This is a genomic window from Patescibacteria group bacterium (genome assembly GCA_018896215.1).
In the GTDB taxonomy this organism is placed as follows: Bacteria; Patescibacteriota; WWE3; order 0-14-0-20-40-13; family 0-14-0-20-40-13; genus JAHINB01.
Map to the genome: position 1 here is coordinate 1 of JAHINB010000020.1, position 21,723 is coordinate 21,723.

Sequence of the window (21,723 nt, forward strand, 5' to 3'; positions counted from 1 at the left end):
AAGCCCGCCGAAAAATCCGTCCGTCCGAAAGTTTTGGGGGCGAAGCCCAAGCAGGCGGGCAAAAAGGAAGGGGGTTGGGGGGAAGGAATTTTTGCCCGCCTGCTTCCGTTCCCGTCCCGTTTGAGCAAAGGAAAAGCGGAAGGGGGGTTTGGGGGGAATTCCGCTTTTCCTTTGCGAAATCAAAATGAGGCCAGCCCCGCCACCTGCCTGAATACTTGGAAGGCAGAACACCGCAGAAAAATACTCTTTTCATTAAGAGAAAAAGAAATCCGGCGCGCGCACAATGAAAAGAGCAAAGAGTATTTTTCTGTGGTGTGGCGAGCGGAGCGAGCGGTGGCGGGGCTGGCTTCCTTGGTCTGGTTTCGTTCAGGAGTTTTTGATAAAATAGGTTCGAGCCAAACTGTAAAGACACACCAATTGGGCAAGTGGCGGAATGCGTTAGAAAATGTTTTCACAAAGTGAAATACATTTTGTTTCGTCCCGTAAAGTTTGCGTAGCAAACTTGTTCGGGAGCAGACGCGATGGACTTCGATTTGCGAAAGCAAATCTAGAGGAATTTTATTTGGTTAATGGGCAAGTGGCGGAATGGCAGACGCGATGGACTTAAAATCCATTGTCCTTTAAAGACGTGAGGGTTCGACTCCCTCTTTGCCCACCACGTAAAAATCTTGTCGATCCCCGACTTTAGGTCGGGGGAGACTAGAGTTTTAGAGTGCCCCGTTTAATTTGAGCGAAGCGAAAATTATTTCGGGGCGAGTTTCACAACAAGATTTAACGTGGCGCGGCCACACAGATTGTGTACTTGTAGGGGAGTATTTTTTGAATTAAAATAAGCCATTACTTTGGTGAGGTAGCCAAGTTGGTCACGGCTCTGGTCTGAAAAACCAGCCATGTGAGTTCGATTCTCACCCTCACCACCATTAGTCTTTGTGTTCGCAAAGCAAACTACAAAGACTTATGTCCTCCGTAGCTTTAGCGTAGGAGGACTGTTTTTATAAGTTCTCCTGAGGTAGCCAAGTGGTCTAAGGCCGCGGTCTGTAAAACCGTTATTCGTAGGTTCGAATCCTACCCTCAGGACCATCCAAAATTATTCAAGCCGAGATGGCGAAATGGTAGACGCGCAACGTTGAGGTCGTTGTGGGCGAATAGCCCTTGGAGGTTCAAGTCCTCTTCTCGGCACCACGTAAAAATCTTGTTGAATTCGCAAAATAAATTTGGCGAATGAAACTAGAGTTTTAGAGTGCCCCGTTTAATTTGAGCGAAGCGAAAATTATTTCGGGGCGAGTTTCACAACAAGATTTAACGTGGCACAGCCATAAGAATTCGGGGATTGGCGCAGTTGGTAGCGCGCCACGTTTGGGACGTGGAGGCCGTCAGTTCGAGCCTGACATCCCCGACCACGCTTAGTAAAATAACATACATGTAATGTCCAATTTTTGGCAAAAACTTGCAAAACCTTTTACCGTACTTGCTCCCATGGAGGATGTCACAGATTTTGTCTTTAGAGAAATAATTTGCGATCTTGCCAAACCCGATGTTATCTTCACTGAATTTACCAGCTCTGACGGTCTTTGTTCATCCAAAGGTTACGAATATAGCATTAAAAAACTTCTCTATTCCAAAAAACAACGCCCCGTTGTAGCACAAATATGGGGTAGTAATCCAAATCTACTCTACAATGCAACCCATATTGTGAGAGATCTGAAATTTGATGGGGTTGATATAAACATGGGATGCCCCGATAGAGGTGTAATTAAAAAAGAAGCTGGTTCGGCACTTATTCAAAATAAACAATTAACTGGCGAGATTATCTCCGCAGTGAGAGAAGGTGCGGGTAATATGGCTGTCAGTGTTAAGACAAGAATCGGCTTTGATTCTATTGTAACGGAAGATTGGATACGCTTTTTACTGGAACAAAAAATTGACGCTTTAATAATTCATGGTCGAACTGCTCGGGGGAAATCAAAAATACCAGCTGATTGGGATGAAATCGCCAAAGCCGTTTTGTTAAAAGATAAAATCTCTCCCAAAACAATAATTATTGGTAATGGTGATGTAAAAAGCTACGCAGAAGTTGTGGAAAAACATCAAAAGTATGGCGTGGATGGGGTTATGATTGGACGAGGAATTTTTGCCGACCCTTGGGTTTTTGATAAATCCCCCACTCCCAAAGTACACTCACCACAAGACAAAATTAATATCCTGCTTAAACATACTAAATTGTTTTGTGAAAAAAACACAATACTCACAAGTGAGTATGAAACGCCCCCGACACTAGGTCGGGGTAATTTATCGGAGGATTTCTCTAAATCTTGTTATAAAAATTTTGATGCCCTAAAGAAATTCTTTAAAATGTATGTAAATAACTTTAATGGCGCGGATAAGATTCGTCAGCAACTTATGGAATGTAATAATTTTGCCGAAGTGCAAAAAGTGGTAGACTTAAATTCATGCGCGATAAAAAAGGGTTAATCCTACAAATTATTGGAATCACCACATTGCTTTTTATTGTCTTTAAAGACAAAGAGCAGTTTATTACTATTCTAAACACCGCTGATCTTTCTTATTTACCCCAAATTGCCTTTTACAGTTATCTGGCTATTTTGTTTTCCGGGATAGGTTTTGTTTTGGTGGCGCGACTTTTTGAAATTAAAGTAAAAACCATTGCTCTTTTGCCAATCGCGATACTCTCCATCGTAATAAATAACTTGATGGCGTTTGGCGGAGTTGCCGGATTTTCCTTAAGGATTGTAATGCTTAAAAGATACGATATCAAAGCAAGATTGGTGATAGCGGCATCGCTTTTTCATATGTATTTGTACACGATTGGAATTACCGCGTTTATTCCTTTTTCCCTAATTCATATTTTTAACAACTATGTATTATCTCCACGGCAATATCACACTCTAGTAGCTCTGTCCTACACCTCTTTTATTATTTTTTGTCTAGCAACGATTGTTTTGCTTTTTTCTCAAGTACGAAAAATCGTTCTTTTGGGGACAGAAAAAGTTCTTAAAGTTTTTTCCAAAAAATCATTAAGCGAATCATTTGCTAATTTTGATTTGGTACTTTCTACCGGAATAAAATCCGCCACCAAAAAATTTTGGATTTTTCCCCTACTGGTATTGATTGTAATTGCAGATTATGGATCGGCGTCTCTGGCTTTAGGTTACTGTTTTAAAGCCTTTAATATTTCTTTGGGTCGCTTTTCAATCTTTAGCGGGATGGTGGTTGGAGCATCGGCAGGAATTATTTCGATGATTCCAGGAGGCTTGGGGGTTCAAGAGGCATCGATGTCCGAAATCTTTAAATTTATGGGAGTTCCCTTTAATACAACATTCCTAGTTTCTCTTTTGTTTAGAGCGGTTTTTTATCTAGTACCTTTCGCGCTTGCGCTTACTTCGCTCTTTGTTATCAACAGAAGGAAAAAAATATTGGGGTAGGATGGCCGCACCACGTTAAATCTTGTCGATATTGATATAGAATCACTGCCACGTAAGAATTCTCACTTCGTTCGAATTCAACGTGGCTACGTAAAACTCTAGTCTCATTCGCCAAATAAATTTGGCGAATTCGACAAGATTTTTATGTGGTGGATCGCCAGGGGGTCGAACCCTGAACCTACCGGTTAAGAGCCGGTTGCTCTGCCATTGAGCTAGCGATCCATTAGAACATATTAGCGAGTTTGCGAGCTTAAATGTTCTTATGTCCGCCAAAGCTTTAGCGACGGCGGACTTGCTTAGCCCATCCTTCGCTCGCCACAGGCGAGCTACGGAGGGCACAAGAAACTGTACGATACTTCGTATCCACAGTTTCTAGTGGTGCGCCCGGAGCGAATCGAACGCTCAACCTCTACCTTAGAAGGGTATTGCTCTATCCGTTGAGCTACGGGCGCATGTTGGGACTTTGTGAGCACCCAAAGACTTTGTAAGTATAATATATTTTGGTACAATCTAAAAGCTTAAAGATGCGGCGGTAGTTCAGTTGGTAGAATGCCTCCCTTCTCCCAAAAAACTTGGAGCGTAGCGACCTAGTTTTTTGAGAATCCCGTGAATGTGCAATAAAGATTTGTTGGCGATGGTAGTTCAATGGTAGAATGCCTCCCTTCCAAGGAGGAGGTTGAGGGTTCAAATCCCTTCCATCGCTCCAAGTTAACGGGATCGCGTAAAATTAGTGCTTCACAAAAGTTCAGCACATTTTACGGGACAAGGAGAAGGTCGCCAGTTCGAATCTGGTCCGCCGCTCCACGGGTTCATAGCTCAGTTGGTTAGAGCGCTTCGTTTACATCGAAGAGGTCTCAGGTTCGAGTCCTGATGAACCCACCATGGTGGGTGTAGTTCAATGGTTAGAATGCTTCCCTGTGAAGGAAGAGGTTGTGGGTTCGAATCCCATCACCCACCCCATTAGAAAATGTTTCCACCGAAGGTGGGTTACATTTTCTTATGCCCTTCGTAGCCCGCCTATGGCGAGCGAAGTAGGGCTATTTAGTTTATGCAAAAAGAAATCCGCTGGTTGCTTAAAGAAAAATATCACTGGACAGAGGCAGAAATTCTTTTAAATCAGCGTTTACCCTTACCAGAAGAAACATTTGACATCAAACGCCTTGAACAAGGAGAACCTGTGGCTTATGTAATTGGTAAAACCGAATTTTTAGGTTGTGTTATTGATCTTTCTTTAAGACCGCTGATTCCCCGTCCCGAAACCGAATATTGGGTAAACCAAGCCATAAAAGGAAAAAATCGGGTACTACCCGATTCGGGTAGTACCCGCATGGTTAAAGCCTTAGACCTATGCTGTGGGTCGGGGTGTATTGGAATAGCGTTACTAAAACACTTATCAAATGTCTCAGTTGATTTTGTAGATATAGACGATAACGCTCTTAAACAAACGGAAATAAATTTAAAACTAAATCTCATAAGGGGCGATCCCCGTTCGATTAGGGATAATCCCTTACAGGGATTATCCCTTATCAAGTCAGATCTATTCTCGAGTCTAAAGGGGAGAAGATACGATTGTATTTTTTGCAATCCGCCGTATGTCAACCCCAACGGCAAGTTTGATAAAAACCTAAAATTTGAACCCAAAGAAGCCCTTTTTGCCAAAGACAATGGGATGTTTTTTATCAATAAAATCCTAAGGGGATTCACCAAATACTTAAAACCAAATGGTATTTTGTATTTAGAGTTTGGGGATGATCAAAAAGTTTTGATTGAGAGGAAGCTTAAGTTACTTGAGAGATCCAAGAGACGCGACTTCTCTTTTCACAAAGACCAATTCGGGAAATGGAGATACCTCAAAATCGAGGAATTTATGAGATAATGGGAGGATTATGCTTTATCGATTAGTAACTAGCCTACTTATCGTTGTTTTGGTTTTTTCTATTAAACCAGTCAACGCTTTTGCTCAAGGCGATGTCTCCTTTGAAGTTTCAGTAAGCGCTGTGTACGATTATACCAATTCGGAGTATACACAAGTTGCCATTACTAATACTGTTACCAATTTAAAGCAAAGCGTTGTTTTAGGCAGTCAATTTATTAAAACTGGGTTTAATGATATTTGGGATGTAAAAGTTTCTTCGCAAAATAAATCTTTAGATTTTCAAACCACTACGGGTACAAGTGGTCGTGATATAGAGATAAACTTTACCGAACCTATTGTGGGAAAGGAAAATAGTTTTTCTTATACTGTTTCATTTAAAACTTTGGAGTCTTTGGAAAATAATGGACTAATTAGAGAAATTTACATTCCCAAAGTCAAGCGGTTGTCGGAATACCAAAGCTATCAAATTACCGTTGTGTATCCTAACTATTTTGGAGAAGTAAGCTTTGCCTCTCCAGCGCCTTACACGCTAGACACAAGTAAAAATAGTTTAACATTCGCGAATGAGTCTTATTATACCGTCGCAATGGTGGTCTTTTTTGGAAACTACCAAATATATAACTTTGATTTAACATACGATTTAGAGAATCCCACGGTATTTGTCCAAGATAGGGTTATTACACTCCCCCCAATTATTGCCAGTCGTCAGGAGGTCATCGTAAAAAAAATTACACCAATTCCAAAAGATATTTATCTTGACTCCGATGGAAACACCCAAGCCGTAATCAAAGTTAAAGAAAAATCTACGCAAATTGTAAAAGTTTCGGGATTAATCAAGGTAATTAATCATCCCATAGATCAAAAAGACTCCTTAAAAATCTTGCGGATGTCGGCTGGCAATATCCAAGAATACACAAAACCACTGCCTTTCTGGGAGGTAGATGACCCGGACATTAAAGCGGTTGCTCAAGAATTAGCAAGTTCAAAAGAGTCTAATCTAGAAAAAGCTAAAAGTGTTTTTGACTTTGTAACCCAGAATATAACTTACGATTCCACAAAACAATCTTTAGGAAATTCTCTTCGTCTTGGCGCTGTCAAAACGCTGGAAATCAAGAAGGGGGTTTGTATGGAATTTAGCGACTTAACAATTGCCCTGTTGCGCGCTTTGAGCATTCCTGCACGAGAGATCGATGGCTTTGCTTATTCTAAAGATTTATCCAAAAAGCCACTTTCGGTTTTTTATAATAAAGAAGACGATTTTTTACACTCTTGGGTGGAATTTTACGATCCTTCCTATGGTTGGATACCAATAGACCCTACTTGGGGAGCCACTTCGGGATTAGACTACTTTAACAATTTTGATTCCAACCATGTTAGTCTAGTAATTAAAGGAAAAGACTCTACAAACCCCCTTCCTCCAGGATATTTTAGAAGCGCCAATGATTTGACTAAAAAAGTCAATATTAGTTTTGCAACCAATAGCGAATGGAACCCCAACGAAAGTTTAATTAAGAATCTAAATACCAATACCAACCTTAAAGCTATTGAAATTTTAGGAATTTTTGTGGCTGTTGCCCTGTGCGTGAGCTTGGTAATTTTAGCATTTCAGCTACTCCGCCCCCATACCTGACATTTGGTATTCCCATTTAACAAAGTCTCTTAATCGTTCCCAGGGATAATAAAGATCATCAATTAACGGAGCTTTAATTTTGTCGCTCATATTATAATAATAAACTTCATGATATAAAAATAACGCCGGTACCTCTTCGTTGATTACGGTTTGAAAAATGCTGTAGTGCTCTAATCTTTGTTCGGGATCGGTTTCTTCGCGACCTTTTTCTAAGGCTTTATCCACTCTAATATTAGAGAATTGCGATAGGTTAAGTCCTGGGTACTGCTGTTGCGTAGAATGCCAAAAGACATATCTGTCGGGATCGTGTCCTACTTCTTCTCCTAGCAAAATTAAATCGTAATCCCTTTCTGTGCTGATCAGATTGTTGATTTCTGCGGGTGTTAAAGGGTTTAATTCAATTTCCAGATTTAACTTTTTGGCTTCCTGGACAATGTAATTGGCCACAAGAGAAAGTTCTTTGGAATTAGAGTACGAAAGAGACGACTTTACAACAGTGGTTTCGGGACTTTGGTTGGGATCGTAATCTAAAGACGCTAAATCTTTTTTTGTAACCCAACTATTGCTGATTACCCCATCGGTTTTTACCACTTTATCCTTAAGCAAAGTCTTTTGCAGGTAATCTAAATCGATAGATTTGGCTAGTTTTTTTCTTAAGTCTTTATCAGAGAAAGGCTCTTTGGAGGTATTAAAGTGCAAAACAAAATAACGACCGTAGATTGGAGTGCTAATTTTATGCATTCCATGAAAATTAAATTCTTGTCTGGCAAAAAACCCGTCAATTTCTCCAAGTTTATAAGCAGTTTGCAGGTCAGTATCCGACTTGTAAACTCTAAAGGCTATTTTATTTAATTTATAAGCAGGGTTGCTAGTATATAAGCTAGCTTGTTTCTGGTGAAATAGAACAATTTGAGAGACTCCATCTTTTGTTCGAGATACTTTAATAACCCTAAAGTCACCGGAACCATTAACATACAAATCAGAGACTTTGTTACTATCCTTTGAGGAGACTAATGGAAATGTAAGAATAGATAAAAATGGTGAGAACTTATTGGGAAGGATGAACTTAACTGCCGTATCACTCACTCTGTCAATTCTAATTTCACTAAGGCTGGAATATAATGAGGCGGAATACAAAACATCGTCAGCAGTAATTGGATCGCCGTTGTGCCAAAAATTATTCTCACTGATTGTCACCGTATAAGAAAGTCCGTCATCTCCCACCTCTACCGTTTTGGCTAGATCGGAAACCAAGTTTCCTTTGTCGTCATATTTGTAAAGACCGCGGTAGACCAAACTCACAATAGTTTTTTCAGCGTCTGTAGTGCTTTGTGGTGGGTAGATGCTTCGTACCGGACCTACAACCCCCTCTATGTATAATGTAGGAACTATCAATGATTTAAAAAAAATCCAAATGGAATAAAGTACGGTCGCAACAGCCAGCATTTTTATTTGATAAACACGGAAACTGTGGATACTGCAACAAAGGCAATGGCAACAGCGATGGTAGCAAAAAAGATGTAGCGGTCAAAGCCTCGTTTGGTGGCAAAATAATTAGCGTATCCCGAAGATGAGGATAAACCAGCTCCGCCACCTTGAAGGATGATGAGGGTTATGAGCAAGAGAGACAATAAAATCTGTAGTGATGTAATTAAAAGTGCTGGAAAAAACATTAAATTAGTTTTCAAACAACCACATAACAATTCTAGATAACCAACTGATAATAAACGAACATAGTGTTACTGTCCAAAAAACATTTAAAGAGGCGTTGGGAACCCTAAAGCCGTTTGAGGAAAATCCGCCAAATTCAAACGCCGAAACAGTAAATCCCGAAACCAAATAGGTCGTAAGATAAAGCATAAAAACGCCAATTATCCAGGAAATTGTTCCCAAGGTAATAAAGTTTATGGGCAACATTACCAGTTTTAAAACGGGTCGCAAAATTAAATTGAGCAGGGAAAAAACCGCGCCAGCAAGAAGCAGGGTTTTAATGTTGTTGTCAAAGCTTAAACCTGATACCAAAAGAGAGCAGGCATAAATTGCAATGACCGAAACAAAAATTCTCTTGAGAATTGTTTTCATAAACATAGGCTAAGGAAGTATACAGTATTTAGTTGCGAATTTCCACCCAGCTGGTCTTAAATTCTTTAAGCTCTCGTTGCGAGCTTAAAACCAATGGCGAGGGATCGTAAATCACCAAAAGCACCGGATCCAAATTCCCATTCCCCGGAACTTTGCTCATATCTCGATTAATTAAAATATCCCCGCTAGAATACAACCCCCCGCTTATTGTAAGAGTTTTATCTCTGCCATCATTTGCTCCCGTTTCCCCATCAACAATAGTAGTATTGTTTCCCACAACAATTACCGTAGCTTCTATTAAATCAACATCTTTGGAAACAACCAAATTGCCGTTTATTACAAGTATTAAAGTTGTATTAGAGGAAGAAGAGGAACTTTTATTTATTCTCTCGTTTATTGTTAAGTCTCCATTAAAAAGTATTACCGCCACAGCGGGGTTTGTTCCATTAATTTTATAATTTTTAAGCGAGTTTCCTAAAGACGAAACGGACGAAGTTGGCTTATAAATTCCACCTTTTGATAAATCTCCTATGTTGGATGTTGCTGTAGCTGAATCTTCCAGTAGCCCAAAGCTTTTGTTGGGATCAAAAAGCGCCGGAAAGGAAATAGGTTTTGCACCCGATCCAAAAATGCTCCATCCAGTACTACTTGAGGGAACAAATAAATCATCAGGTGTTGATCCACTAAATGATTGGGTAGTTAAAACGCCAAAGGCTTGACTTCCAATATTAGTGAATGATCCAACTATGGTAGAAACATTGTTTGCTGTGGCGTAAAAGTACTTATTTGGTGGAAGGTCGTCCATAGCGGTTTGACCGTTGACATTGACATCGCCCCCGTAAACCTGGAACCAGGGAGCGGGAACTAAATCATTTAAGACAAAATCTACTGTTTTATTGGAACCGTCTGTAAGGGTAACTGCTCTTGCTAAACCGCCACACGATGAGGTAACCGTTTTTTCGGCTGGAGGTGTTAGAGATACCGTGTAGTCGCCAAGTGGTAGATTACTAAAAGAGTAAGAAGGGTTTGAGGTTGTTATTTGAGTACTTCCAGACGCAGGCACTAAAGTTACTGGAGCTCCCGAAAAGGAAGACGCTCCGCTTGTGGAGCAACTGGTTTGATCTGGCTGGTAATAAACAGTTCCGCTAATCGATCCTGTTACCGCTACAACAGTTGCTGTTGTTGGACAGGTACTTGTTCGTATTGGACGCACGGAATCGGTAACCGTAAGTTGTAAACCATAGCTTCCAATTGCAAGATTGGCCCCAAAGGAATTTTTAGCCGTCCAGTTGGTTACAGCGCCTGTAGCGTTCGAAAATTGACCAAGAGCACCCCAGGAGTATTGAACAACTCCAAGTACATTGCCCAACACAGTTCCTGTAAGAGAGGAGTAAGTTTGGCCTGTAATAACACTAAATGTAAGCGGGCTTACAGAACAAGAGATTGGCGCAAGAACAGTAATTTGAGGAGATACCGTGTGGGTTCTAGTTATAGATTGGGTTCCAGTTGCAGTTACCGTAATGGTGTAAGTCCCACTAGGAGTTGCCAGAGCTGTTGTAACTGTTAGTGTTTGTGTTCCTGTGGGAGTTATCGAAACTGGTGATAAAGAGCAGGTCGGTTTATTTAGCAAAGATCCTAATACCAAACAGGTTGGAGACAAAGCAGTACTCCATCCATTTACCGAGACATAAGAGATTGTATAGGAAGAGCCCTGTCCCTTGTCAACAGAAGCTGTAGCAGGCGCAACGGTCATTGTAAAGTCAGGACCATTTCCAATTGTAAGACCTGCAGAATCTGCGTGCGTTCTTGTATAACCACTTTGAGTAGAAGGTCCTGCAGTTACTGTAATAGTATATGCTCCGGAGTTTCCTGCCGTGTTGGATATTGTTCCAGTGGTCAAGGCGGTTATGGAGGGTATCTCCGATAACTTGTTTAGGTTGCATACGGGACCTGCAGGAGAAACCGTGCAAGACAAAGGAACTGCTACTGTCCAGTCAGAAGATCCATCTCGTAGGTTGACGCTAAACGATCCATTTACCCCTTCTGTGGTTGCGATGGCACTTTCCACAATATTTACAGAAAAATCTGGTTCGTTCGAAACTGTTATCGGCGTGGTACATCCACCAGAAACTCCTTTGGTATCCGTTACTGTTAATCTCACATCGTAAGTTCCGCTGGGAAGATTAACGGATGAAGCGTTCTTAGCCGTCCAAGTAGCGCCAGCTAAAGAAGTACCGCTCAACGATCCACCGCTGGCTGACCAAGACGGGGTTAAACTCCCCACTCCTCCTGCCGTTGTTGCTGTCACGGTAGATACTCCTCCTGGAAACACGCTAGTTGGACTTGCTGAAAGAGAACAAGAGGGAACATCTCCTACAGTTACCGTTACAGAAGTGGAGTGAGTTCGTGTTGTTCCCGATTGGGTTCCGCTGGCATTTACTGTAATAGTGTAAGTTCCATTGGGAGTTTGAGAAACCGTAAAAACGGTTAAAGTTTGCGCTCCGGGGGGGGTAACAGATGGCAAAGATAATGTACAAGTTGGTTTGTTGGCAGATGTTCCCGAGACCGAACAAGTTGGAGACAAAGCGCTATTCCATCCATCAATGGATTCATACATTACCAGATGCGAAGAACGCGATCCTTTGGTCACTGATGCCGATGCAGGAGAAGCCCACATCAAAAAATCCGGAGCGTTGACAACAGTAATGGGTTTAGTACAGGTTCCTGTGAGAGAACCATCGGATACAGTCAGGTTAATGTCTGGACTTGAGGCGACTGGTGGAGCAGTCCAGGTTGTGGGGTTAGTTGTAGTGTTGGAATAACTGCCTGCGGAAGATGTCCAAGTATAGCTGATAGGGTTTCCGTCGGGATCGGAAGCTGTGGCTTGCGCGGTATTAGCAGAACCCACAATAACAGGGCTTGGAGGTGCGGTGATGGAACATGTTGGGGCGCGATTAGCTTGAGTAATAACCAAACTGACATTGGCAGAATGTGCGGCATCGCCATTTATTGTTAATGTGTACGACCCAACCACTATTGAAGCGGTGGTGGCGACAGAAACAGTTTTTGCCGTCCCGGATGTCGAAGGAACAAAAGCTGTATTGGGTATTGTACAAGTAGCGTTAGCTGGACATCCAGAAATAGATGGAGTAATAGAGGTTGACCAACCATTTAGAGCTGTAAAGGTTGCGGTATATGTTGTTGATGAACCCTGCACTACAGAACGAGAAGTTGGAGAGAGAGAAACAGAAAAATCTGGAATCGCTGTTGGGGGGATTACTTGCAAAGTCAGCCAAGCCGAATGGGGAATCGGTTTGCTTAAGGCTGGAGAGGTGGCGCTGGTTTGGAACATCAAATAATAAGTTCCAAGAGAGGCGCTACTCCCGGCGGAAAATGTGATTGTGGAGTTGCAATCGGGGGTGCAGGAAGATGGAGAGTAATTAACGCTTATACCGCTAGGGGGGTTGCCGGTTGCGTTTGCTGGCCACCAAACACTAGATCCTGGATCGGTGCTTTGCCATCCAATCAAACCAAATCCCACTGAAAGAGAGAAGTTATAGCTTGTAGATGGAACTTGATCGGCGGTTCTTCCCAATGTCGTTTTTGACCCTCCCTGCTCTACGGAAACGCTGGTTGGATTGATCCAAAATGTGTAGTTTTTAACATGAGCGACGCTGGCGCAACTGGCGCTTCCTTCCACCCCAGAAACTAATAGATTTAAATCATAATCCGTTCCCGGAAGTCCTGTATTTCCCGACTGCGCTGTCCAGCGAGGAGTTGCCGATGCGGTACTGCTGTACGATCCGGCGCTGGCTGACCAAGTGTATGTTGGGTTAGTGATGCCTGTTACCGTGGCTTTTAGATCTAAATAGTCTCGGGCGTAGGGATCCATTCCAGACAGGTTAGTGGAGCTGATAACGCATCCGCGAGACTGTGACACTATGAGAGTTAAATTGGCCGTTTTGCCTTCGTCAGTTGACAACCTTACATTATAGGATCCCCTTCCGGGAAAACTGACGCTAAATCTCGCTGTTCCGCTGGCTCCAGCAACCACTGCCGAGGCGGGAGAGCAAGATCCTCCGTTATCAACAGCACAATACACAGTCACATTGCTTGTCCAACCGTTGAGTGGAGTCAGAGTTGCGGTAAGAGTTTGCGCAGGATACCAAGTGTAGATTTCGCGCAGTGTAGTGTTGGTGCTGTCCCATTTCGCGGTCATGGTGTAGTCGGGAGTTGCAACAGAAATCACCGTTACTGGTGTAGTACAGTTAGCAAAGACGCCATTGCCATCCGTGACCTTAAGATTAACATCATAAGTTCCACTGGGAAGATTAACGGATGAGGCGTTTTTGGCAGTCCAAGTGGCTCCAGATAAAGAAGTACCGCTTAAGGTTCCTCCACTACTAGACCAGGTTGGAGTTAAACCTCCTACCCCTCCTGATGATGTTGCTGTAATAGTGGATACTCCTCCCGGAGGCACGCTAGTGGGACTTGCCGAAAGGGAACAGGAAGGAGGGTCTCCCACGGTTAAAGTTACGCTGGTTGAATGCGTGGAGTCTCCAGTAACTGTTATGGTGTAATCTAGTTTTGGAGTGTTGGCATTTGTCGCGACAGTTAAAGTTTGCTTTGCTAGGGCAGAAAGCGGTGTCAAAGACCCAGAGGCTATTGCCAAAGAGCAGGTTGGTTTATTTGATGAAGAAGATCCGGCAACGGAGCAGGTTGGACTTAAATTACCGCTAAATCCACCAGAAGGGGTATAAGTAATTTCGTAAGTTGTAGTGGCGCTTTGACCTATAGAACGAGTTGTCGGGCTTGCTGACATAGAGTAGGCTGGCGTGAGCGCTGGCGTTACTGTTATACCCCCAGTGCAGGTTGCGTAATTTGCCGAGTTGGCTGTTTCGTAAACTTTAAGTCCTAAATTAAACGATTGGGCGCTGGAAATATTAGGAGGAGTCCATGTTGAAGGGTTTCCCGTTACGGGATTCCAACTTCCCACGGGATCTCCAACTCCCAGAGGATTCCAGTTGTAGGTTACTGGCATGGATAAATCATCGGACGAGAAAGAGCCGGTTAGCCTGGAAGTTTGGGCTGTTGTGATTGAACTCGGGGCGGGAGAAACCCCGCAGGATTTTATCTTTGCCTTAATCGTTAGAGCTATATCCACATAGTGAGTGGCATCTGCTCTTATCCTGTATGCATAACCTCCAGGGGTTGCGCTCGTTGAGTTTGTGATGGAAAGTGTTCTATTTGTTCCAGGGCTTGCCGGAGGAACGAAAGAGTTTGTGTTAAATGAATATGTGGGTTTAGTTGCTCCCACGGGAGCCGTTACCGAAACAGTTGGGGTTATCGCTGTACTCCAGCCATTTGTTCCGGTAAAGTTTATATCGTAAGTAGTAGTATCCCCTTGATAAATGGTTCTGGAGGTTGGGTTTGCCGATAGCAATAAATTTGGTGTTGAGACAATACAGGTAGCTACTGTAAAAAACTGCTCTTTCGCCCCGATGTTTCCGACCGAATCTCTTGCGTATATCCAAACGGAGTGGCTCCCCGCGGACAGACCTGTAACCGTTTTTGTTGTGGAGAAGGAGTAAGTTGTAGCGTTTATCTCATCAATATTGCTTGCCGAATAAGAAAGAGAAGAATTTCCGCATCCCGTGTCCGAACCGCTCCAAGAAAGTGCTACTGATCCGTCGCTGTTTCCGGGGTTGGCGCAGGTTGGGGTGGCGTTTATAACCCCTATTGTCGGATGCGAAGTGTCAATTGTGTAAACAGAATCTCCAGACCAGGATCCCCATAAAGAGGTGCTTTCTTTATACCGTGCTTTTATAGAGTAATTGCCATCGGGTTGCAGGGGATAGGAGGAACTTTGAGTAAAGGCGGAAATCACCCTACCATAAACTGCGTTATTGCTGTCCCAGCTGGTGTCTAGTTCCGTCCCGTTTGCGGTAAAACAACCCGAATTGCTTATACTCCATACCCAGCTTGGGGTCGTGTCATTTGTACAAACCGCGCTTCCCGGGGTTGGGTAGAGATTAGATACAGAGGGGCGGGTCGCGTCTATCCCTACTGTAGCACTGTCGGAGCAGGTTCCGTAGGTAGTACCGCCATTATTGCTGTAGCAAACTTGAATGGAATCGCCACTTGTTCTGTCCAAGGCAGAGGTCCACGAAGTTAGCTCGCTATTAAAATATTCGGTAACTCCTCCCCAGCTTTTGATTATTTTGGTTTTGTTAATAGCGTTACAATATCCACTATACGAGTAAGATCCCCTAGTCCAAGTTGGTGTGGTATCTTCTGTGCAAGATGAGGCGGTAAATGTTGGAGCGGGAGGAGGCGAGTTGTTACAGACGGTGAATGGAGCAGAACAAAAGTTGTCCGCTTCGCTTTTTTCGTTGGTAATGGCATTAGTGGAATCAACCTTTATATAGTAAGTATGTGAACCTGTTGTGGAGACTGTTAATCCACTGAATGTTTTTGTCGCACTAAACCCTTTCATAATTCCATCTACGGGAATACGAGATACATAAGAACAACTGGAAGTTTGGGGGTTGCAATCCAAAAAAATGTCGCCGGAAGATGCTCCGGCGTACGCCGATCCGATATTATTTATCGTTACGCTTGTAGTGTGAGTTTGGTTGAGGTAGGGATTGGCGGGAGATAAAACAACCGAATTGCAAGTGAGGTTGGGTCTCTTGCATTCGCTACTTAGCGTACAAAGATTGCTATAGCACGCACAACCGCCACCGGAACAAAGTGGTTGATTTTCATTTACTACACAGTTATCAACCGAATTGCAGGAGCTGTAGGAACAAGAAGCTGGGATGCTACATCCAGTACAATCGCTACCATCCCAAGTCTCGAGATAGAAGACATTGTTAGAGCAAGAGGAACGACAATAAACCGTGAGGTCACACTTAAAACAATCACCATACCAAGGATCTGCTCCATAATCCAAGGCGCAAGTGGAGTTTGGAAACATGTCATACGCGAAACTGTCATAAGTACATGCCATTGTAGCAGTAGATGAGACTGCAAAAAAACAAAGCAAGATAAAAATAAAAACACACAACCCCTTGAATTTTTTAAGGTAGCAAGAGTAGCTCGAGATTTGGGACAAAACCATACATTGTATATTATAGATAGGTAAGGATGTAAAATCAACTAGAAAGAAGTTGCTCCCGTCCAGTGTTTCTCCACTTAAGGATTATACTGAACGAGAGCATCGTTTATGGGATGGTGCTACAGCCAGCACAATCACTACCATCCCAAGTCTCGAGATAGAAGACATTGTCAGAGCAAGAGAAACGACAATAAACCGTGAGGTCACACTTAAAGCAGTCGCCACGCCAGGGATCGACCCCGTAATCCAAGGCGCAAGTGGAGTTTGGAAACATGCCATACGCGTAAACGTAATGTCGTATGCTAACATCAAAAACGAGCGGGAACCACACTTTTGTGGGTGTGGTGGGGGCGGCGACAGTGGTGTTTGCGGGGGTTCCCACGCCCAGCAACACAAACGCCAGGACGACGATGAGAGTGAGTCGACCAAAGATTTTCTTCATGATGCACCTCCTTAAGATGCATTTTTTGAGATTTTAGCCGAGACGGACCGCCTGTCCGTGGGCTTTCGTTTTTGAGCCAAACTTCCGCTCAATATGCCTTTATTATACCACTTAGGTTGTCTCCCCGTCAAATTCTATAGTCTTTCATAGCACCCATGATCGCCTTTACCTTGATAGCTGTCGGTAAGTTTGCGTCGAGCAATACTACATTTTTCAGTTGCCCACTCAATGTGATGTACTGTCTCAAGCACTTCTGCAACTGCTCTTGCGTTTCCGTTGTTGCCGGAAGATTGTATCCAGATTTCTTTCTGGTTCTCTCCAAAATTCTCTTGTAACAGAGATTCGCATCCCCATGTAGACATTCTGTTAGAATCCACCCAGATCTTACAATCTCAGAGTGTGTATATTTAGATCCCACTCCCGAAGTGTCAGATATTTTTACGAAAGCCACTATAAGTTTTCCCAAAGAGTGTGCTAAGTGTAAATTTGTAAATTCGTGTAGGGGTGGTTGTGTTAGCAGAAGAATTCTGAACAAAAGCGCATATAAGCCCGATGAATTTTGTCCTATTGTTAGGGGTTTTAAGGTTCCTGATATAAACTTCAAATTGGCTACTAATCCGAAAGATCTTATTCACGCATCCTACCTTTGCACAATAGTTTTGAGCCTCGAGTAGTTTTTATTTGTTATGGTGATAATAATTTGTCCACGGGCAGATACGCATAGAACAACAGAAGAGAATTTGGGTGCTGAATATATCGTATCTTTCTTGAGAAGCAAGGGAATAGAAGTTGTGTACATAGACGCGTGGTTATGCAATCTAGAAAATAAAAAGATTCTTGAAATGCTTAGGAAAGTGAAACAACCTATTTTAGTGGGTCTTTCAATGTCAATGGACTCTTTTTCTTCTGGATGTTATTTATCGAAATCCATAAAGACCATTTTTCCCGATGTACATTTGACCACAGGTGGTTACAAACCAACCTTCTCTGCAGAAGAAGTTTTAAAATCTTGCATAAATATAGATTCGGTGTGTTTTGGCGAAGGTGAACTTACAATTTTTGATTTATACAAGACTTTAAGCGCAAAAAAAGATTGGAAAAAAACACGAGGATTAATTTATTTAGATAAGAATGGTACTGTTATCAAAAACAGCCCACGCACTCTAATAAGAGATTTAAACAGTCTACCGTTTCCCTGTAGGGATTATATAAATATTGTAAAGAAAAAGAAAACCCCAGCACATATTTCTGCAAGTAGAGGGTGTTATGGAAACTGTTCTTTTTGTAGTATAAATTCTTTCTATAAACTGTGTCCTGGAAAAAAGTGGCGATCTCGTAGTGTAGAAAATATAGTTGAGGAGATCTGTTTGCTAAATAAAGTACACGATATACGCTCTTTCAAATTTGTGGACGATAACTTCTTTTCTCCAGTAGATACGGATTTGAGAGTTGATAAATTTTGTAAGTTCGTTAGACAGAAAAAATTGAATATAGAGTTCAGAATTTCGGCAAGAGCTAACGATATGGTAGAAGAAAGAATTGGAAAACTTGTGCGGATTGGATTGTATTCTGCTAGTGTTGGGGTAGAATCTGGAAATCAAAAATCTTTGAATCTCTTTAATAAAGGAACGACTGTTGACCAAAATTGTATAGCTTTAGATATTTCACGAAAGCTTGGGGTATATATACAAATGGGTTTTATTCTTTTTAATCCGCTTACCGATATGGAATCTTTAGTAGCAGATTACCGTTTTTTAGTTGCCAATAAGGACAGCATTACTAAAGGCATTTTTTCCTCTTTATTCCTTGCGGAGGGCACACCTATCACAGAGATGTTTGTTAAGAAGGATGTCATCAAGTATAAATCGGGATCAAATTATATTTACGAACCAATCAACAAAAAAGTAGCTATAGTCTTTAGAAGTTTAAAACTTTGGGCTATGAATAATACTGCGCTAAGAGATAAAGTCATAGATCCCTTATCAGCACCAAAGGTCGTTCCTAAAGGCTTAAGACCGCAATTTCTATCGTTGTGTATTAGAGTAAAGAAGTTAGACCTTTATATTTTCGGTACGATATTAAAAATGGTTTCTAGTGGTGTAGAAGAGAATGTTGTTACCAAATATGTTTACAACCAAATACAATTGAACAAGAGCTTCTGGAAAACTATTTCAGAAAAAACAGATACCCTTTACTTGCAGGGGAAACTAGAATACGATACAGGGAGGAACAAATACATAATTTGATAAACGCACCTATGAAAACGCATAAAAACAGAAAAGAGTTTGGTGTGGCCGTGAAGGCCCTAATAAAAAGGAATGACAAGTTTCTAATTTTGCATAAAAGTAGTGAGGAAGATATAAATCCTAATTCATACGATATACCTGGTGGACGGATAAGTTTTGGGGAGACACTTAAAGAAGCGCTAGAAAGGGAAATTCTGGAAGAAACAGGCTTAGATGTTACCGTGGGTCGTATTTTAGAGGCATGGACTTTTACCAAAAATAATTCTTTTCAACTTACAGGCATAAATTATCTATGTAGCTACAGCTCTGGAAAGGTGCGGTTAAGCGCAGAACACGACTCTTATAAATGGGTTTGCGTCAAAGATATTTTAACATCAGGAAATTATCCAGAATTTCTTGTGGGGGCTGTTAAGCTTACCACGGAATGATTGTTAAACATAAATTTTTAAACTAGTTGAGGGTTTATGCTCGAGCCCGGTAGCGTTCAAAAAATGGTGGGTGAAATAGCCTCTTTTAATCTTCAATACAAGCAAAACTCCTGTTTTTCCCCTAAAATGACCTCTATGACTAAAAAAAACTAAACATCCAAGGTGTCCTTTTTGTCTTAAAAGTGAGTTTGTAATTAAACATCAAAAACGAGGTTCTGTGAGGAGATATCTTTGCAAGGAGTGCAACAAAACTTTCTCTAAAAACTATTCATTTGGTAAACCATCATCAAAGGAAATGGCTAACTGGTATCTTGATGGAATCTCCTTTAGAAAGATTGGAAAACAGTTAGGCTGTGTGGGGTCGTTGGTATATAAAACGGTCAAAGTATTTTTAAATCAGCTTCCATCTAATTTGGATATAACGGGAGAGTTTTGTAATGTAAGTAAATTCAGTGGGTTACTGGAAGTTGATGGAACTTATGTAAATGTTAAAGGGTATAAAAACAAAATCCCAGCTATTTATGGAGTAGATTTCTTAACCCACGATATACCACACTTTGCCCTTGTTCCTTCTGAAAGTTACCAAGCCTATCTGGTGTTCTTTAAACACATAGAGCTGTTAGGATACAACTTACGATATTTGGTTTGTGATGATAATAACAATATAAAACGATCGGCTAGATATATCTTTCCAGATGTAGTTATCCAAACCTGCCTTAAACATTACCGAAGCAATATTCAAGATGATTTAGGATTAAAAACAAGCAAGAAGTATTTAGATTTTTATCTTGAAATAAACGGGATATTTGAAAATAGGCTCTGTCTCCCGGAGTTGTTTTTTGAGGTTGTAAGAATAAGTAAAATTTATACGAATGATGAGAAATACATTTTTTGGTTAAGTGATATTTTAAGAAGACGAGAAGAATTAACAAATTATCATTATCATAAGTTTGAATATGCCCCAAACACCACCAATCTAATTGAGGGATTTAACTCCCATTTAAAATCAAGAACAGATAGTTTACGGAGATTTTCATCGTTTAAAAGTGCTAAAACCTGGCTTAATGCATACTTCCTTAAGAGGGGACTTTCTAAGTTCACAGACTGCAAAGGAATGTTTAAAAAACTTAATGGATTTTGCTCGCTTGAGAAGACTAAAAAAGATGAGGTTTTGTTACCTAAATTGTTCTAAATCACCCACCAAAAAGTGAACGCTACCCTCGAGCCCCGAGCACGATTGATTTCGATGCCTCCATTCTACCACAATTTTGGATTGTGGTTAAATCCTATAGTACGGAAGCTGTCACTCCCATCGCCAATTTGTCGCCTGGCGAGTCTCCGTACGGCTGTCGAACGGCGTTGATGGTGTTTCTGGAGGCATTGGATACTGCCACCAACGAGGTCTGCGGATCGAAGCTATAATGGCGAGTAGTCGCCTACCGAGAGCACAGAAAATCGTGTTTGTCTTCACAATACACCTCCTAAAGTGCATTTTGAGATTAGTGTTTGTATTATAACAAGATTTAAGAAGAAATACTAAAATATTTCGCTTTAGCGAAAGCGTTACATATTTTCACCGAGTAAAACGAGGTGGGAATCTATACCACGCATATCGTTCTTTAGTTGCTCTGTGGCAATAAGGTCGGACAGCTTGCCATCCTTATCGGGATACTTGAAACCACGGATAAGAACTACAGGTAACCCCGCTTTACTTTGACCCATTAAAAGAGAGCCCGCTGCAGATATTTCATCGGCAAAGGAGATGTTTACATTTCGTTTTTTACCATAAAGATCAACTTCATCAACCGCTCCTCTAAGAACGGCGGGCATGCCTGCAACACCAATTGCAAGTCCGATGGAACCGACCCGATATCTAATACCTAATGAATCGTTAATAACCACACCTACTTTTTTACCAGTTGACTTGGCAATTGCATCGCTAATCTTTTTGGCGCTTTTATCTGGATTAAGTGGCAATAAACTTACCTTTTCTTCTTCTGGCTTTGCGGTGTTAGCACGGTCAATACCTCCACTCGTGCAGATAAAGCCAAGGTTGTGAAGCGTTTCTACTACCCCAGGTTTTACATTAAGAATCTGCGACTCATGCATCATTAGTTCTATAATTCGTGCATCTTTGCCACTTTCTCGAGCAATTTCAAATGCTTTTGCTGAGGGTGTGATAGAAACAAGAGATACCAGACGCCCCTCCGCTTTAGATATAATTTTTGAAGTCACTACAAGCACATCCTGGTTCTCAAAAGCAATGCCAGCGTCACTGGCACATTTTAAAATTATGGCACTAATATCATCACCTTCTTTAATTAAGGGAATGTTCGGAATTGCAATAAGTGTAATGGAATAAAGATTTTTCATAATCTTAGGTTACAGTAACTTTTCCCCTAACCAAAGTCAACCTTTTGCAACCCATAACAAGATTTAAGAAAAAATACTAAAAT

The 21,723-nt window shown here is 41.6% G+C and carries 14 protein-coding genes and 10 tRNA genes; 16 read left to right on the top strand and 8 right to left on the bottom strand.

Annotated elements, in window-relative coordinates:
- The 8 genes from KKF75_03910 to KKF75_03945 all read left to right on the top strand — a co-directional run.
- A partial coding sequence (locus tag KKF75_03910; protein MBU4381336.1) for a hypothetical protein occupies window positions 1–462 on the top strand: 462 nt, incomplete at its 5' end.
- Window positions 463–571: 109 nt separating this feature from the next.
- Window positions 572–658: transfer RNA gene (locus tag KKF75_03915), tRNA-Leu, on the top strand.
- A 186-nt stretch (window positions 659–844) separates the two neighbouring features.
- Window positions 845–920: transfer RNA gene (locus tag KKF75_03920), tRNA-Phe, on the top strand.
- 83 nt (window positions 921–1,003) lie between these two features.
- Window positions 1,004–1,080: transfer RNA gene (locus tag KKF75_03925), tRNA-Tyr, on the top strand.
- 15 nt (window positions 1,081–1,095) lie between these two features.
- Window positions 1,096–1,182 (top strand) — tRNA-Leu (locus KKF75_03930).
- A gap of 142 nt (window positions 1,183–1,324) precedes the next feature.
- Window positions 1,325–1,400, top strand: a tRNA-Pro gene (locus KKF75_03935).
- Between the two features lie 25 nt (window positions 1,401–1,425).
- On the top strand, window positions 1,426–2,472 hold the full coding sequence (locus KKF75_03940) for a tRNA-dihydrouridine synthase (protein ID MBU4381337.1): 1,047 nt from the start codon (window positions 1,426–1,428) through the stop codon (window positions 2,470–2,472).
- On the top strand, window positions 2,451–3,443 hold the full coding sequence (locus KKF75_03945; protein MBU4381338.1) for a flippase-like domain-containing protein: 993 nt from the start codon (window positions 2,451–2,453) through the stop codon (window positions 3,441–3,443). The genes KKF75_03940 and KKF75_03945 overlap by 22 nt, the downstream gene beginning before the upstream one ends.
- A gap of 147 nt (window positions 3,444–3,590) precedes the next feature.
- Here KKF75_03945 and KKF75_03950 read toward each other — a convergent pair.
- Both KKF75_03950 and KKF75_03955 read right to left on the bottom strand, forming a co-directional pair.
- Window positions 3,591–3,665, bottom strand: a tRNA-Lys gene (locus KKF75_03950).
- A 154-nt stretch (window positions 3,666–3,819) separates the two neighbouring features.
- Window positions 3,820–3,895 (bottom strand) — tRNA-Arg (locus KKF75_03955).
- A 179-nt stretch (window positions 3,896–4,074) separates the two neighbouring features.
- On the opposite strand from KKF75_03955, the gene KKF75_03960 reads away from it, so the two are divergent.
- From KKF75_03960 to KKF75_03980, 5 genes are all read left to right on the top strand, one after another.
- Window positions 4,075–4,149: transfer RNA gene (locus KKF75_03960), tRNA-Gly, on the top strand.
- A gap of 99 nt (window positions 4,150–4,248) precedes the next feature.
- Window positions 4,249–4,325, top strand: a tRNA-Val gene (locus KKF75_03965).
- Between the two features lie 2 nt (window positions 4,326–4,327).
- A tRNA-His gene (locus KKF75_03970) sits at window positions 4,328–4,403 on the top strand.
- An 88-nt stretch (window positions 4,404–4,491) separates the two neighbouring features.
- Complete coding sequence (locus KKF75_03975) at window positions 4,492–5,319, top strand: peptide chain release factor N(5)-glutamine methyltransferase (protein MBU4381339.1); 828 nt, start codon at window positions 4,492–4,494, stop codon at window positions 5,317–5,319.
- A gap of 10 nt (window positions 5,320–5,329) precedes the next feature.
- Window positions 5,330–6,949 carry a transglutaminase domain-containing protein gene (locus KKF75_03980; protein MBU4381340.1) on the top strand — a complete coding sequence of 540 codons (1,620 nt, stop codon included), beginning with the start codon at window positions 5,330–5,332 and terminating at the stop codon, window positions 6,947–6,949.
- Here KKF75_03980 and KKF75_03985 read toward each other — a convergent pair.
- The 5 genes from KKF75_03985 to KKF75_04005 form a co-directional block, all read right to left on the bottom strand.
- On the bottom strand, window positions 6,929–8,395 hold the full coding sequence (locus KKF75_03985; protein MBU4381341.1) for an ABC transporter substrate-binding protein: 1,467 nt from the start codon (window positions 8,393–8,395) through the stop codon (window positions 6,929–6,931). The two genes, KKF75_03980 and KKF75_03985, sit on opposite strands and share 21 nt — an antisense overlap.
- A 2-nt stretch (window positions 8,396–8,397) precedes the next feature.
- Window positions 8,398–8,637 (bottom strand): preprotein translocase subunit SecG, encoded by a 240-nt coding sequence (locus KKF75_03990; protein MBU4381342.1) that lies wholly within the window; start codon window positions 8,635–8,637, stop codon window positions 8,398–8,400.
- The gene (locus KKF75_03995) at window positions 8,627–9,031 is read right to left on the bottom strand and encodes a phage holin family protein (GenBank protein MBU4381343.1); all 405 of its coding nucleotides are present in this window, start codon (window positions 9,029–9,031) and stop codon (window positions 8,627–8,629) included. The genes KKF75_03990 and KKF75_03995 overlap by 11 nt, the downstream gene beginning before the upstream one ends.
- 28 nt (window positions 9,032–9,059) lie before the next feature.
- Window positions 9,060–16,154, bottom strand: coding sequence for a hypothetical protein (locus tag KKF75_04000; GenBank protein MBU4381344.1), 7,095 nt, complete (start codon window positions 16,152–16,154; stop codon window positions 9,060–9,062).
- Window positions 16,155–16,720: 566 nt separating this feature from the next.
- Window positions 16,721–17,059, bottom strand: a complete 339-nt coding sequence (locus KKF75_04005; GenBank protein ID MBU4381345.1) for a hypothetical protein — start codon at window positions 17,057–17,059, stop codon at window positions 16,721–16,723.
- Between the two features lie 220 nt (window positions 17,060–17,279).
- Between KKF75_04005 and KKF75_04010 the strand changes: the two genes are divergently transcribed.
- From KKF75_04010 to KKF75_04020, 3 genes are all read left to right on the top strand, one after another.
- Window positions 17,280–18,839, top strand: coding sequence for a B12-binding domain-containing radical SAM protein (locus tag KKF75_04010; GenBank protein ID MBU4381346.1), 1,560 nt, complete (start codon window positions 17,280–17,282; stop codon window positions 18,837–18,839).
- 11 nt (window positions 18,840–18,850) lie between these two features.
- Entirely contained in the window at window positions 18,851–19,267 is a 417-nt protein-coding gene (locus KKF75_04015; protein MBU4381347.1) for an NUDIX domain-containing protein, read from the top strand.
- A 295-nt stretch (window positions 19,268–19,562) separates the two neighbouring features.
- A complete protein-coding gene (locus KKF75_04020; protein MBU4381348.1) occupies window positions 19,563–20,459 on the top strand; it encodes a transposase in 897 nt (298 codons plus the stop codon).
- A 371-nt stretch (window positions 20,460–20,830) separates the two neighbouring features.
- Here the strand turns inward: KKF75_04020 and cofE are convergent, their stop codons facing one another.
- Window positions 20,831–21,640 carry a coenzyme F420-0:L-glutamate ligase gene (gene cofE, locus KKF75_04025; GenBank protein MBU4381349.1) on the bottom strand — a complete coding sequence of 270 codons (810 nt, stop codon included), beginning with the start codon at window positions 21,638–21,640 and terminating at the stop codon, window positions 20,831–20,833.
- Window positions 21,641–21,723 lie beyond the last annotated feature (83 nt).

Bases quoted from the DNA above. Each gene is read 5' to 3' on its own strand.
- KKF75_03980 (MBU4381340.1), top strand. From the start codon at position 5,330: ATGCTTTATCGATTAGTAACTAGCCTACTTATCGTTGTTTTGGTTTTT.
- cofE (MBU4381349.1), bottom strand. From the start codon at position 21,640: ATGAAAAATCTTTATTCCATTACACTTATTGCAATTCCGAACATTCCC.
- KKF75_03940 (MBU4381337.1), top strand. From the start codon at position 1,426: ATGTCCAATTTTTGGCAAAAACTTGCAAAACCTTTTACCGTACTTGCT.
- KKF75_03975 (MBU4381339.1), top strand. From the start codon at position 4,492: ATGCAAAAAGAAATCCGCTGGTTGCTTAAAGAAAAATATCACTGGACA.
- KKF75_03995 (MBU4381343.1), bottom strand. From the start codon at position 9,031: ATGAAAACAATTCTCAAGAGAATTTTTGTTTCGGTCATTGCAATTTAT.
- KKF75_04010 (MBU4381346.1), top strand. From the start codon at position 17,280: ATGGTGATAATAATTTGTCCACGGGCAGATACGCATAGAACAACAGAA.
- KKF75_04000 (MBU4381344.1), bottom strand. From the start codon at position 16,154: ATGGTTTTGTCCCAAATCTCGAGCTACTCTTGCTACCTTAAAAAATTC.
- KKF75_04020 (MBU4381348.1), top strand. From the start codon at position 19,563: ATGGCTAACTGGTATCTTGATGGAATCTCCTTTAGAAAGATTGGAAAA.
- KKF75_03945 (MBU4381338.1), top strand. From the start codon at position 2,451: ATGCGCGATAAAAAAGGGTTAATCCTACAAATTATTGGAATCACCACA.
- KKF75_04015 (MBU4381347.1), top strand. From the start codon at position 18,851: ATGAAAACGCATAAAAACAGAAAAGAGTTTGGTGTGGCCGTGAAGGCC.
- KKF75_03985 (MBU4381341.1), bottom strand. From the start codon at position 8,395: ATGCTGGCTGTTGCGACCGTACTTTATTCCATTTGGATTTTTTTTAAA.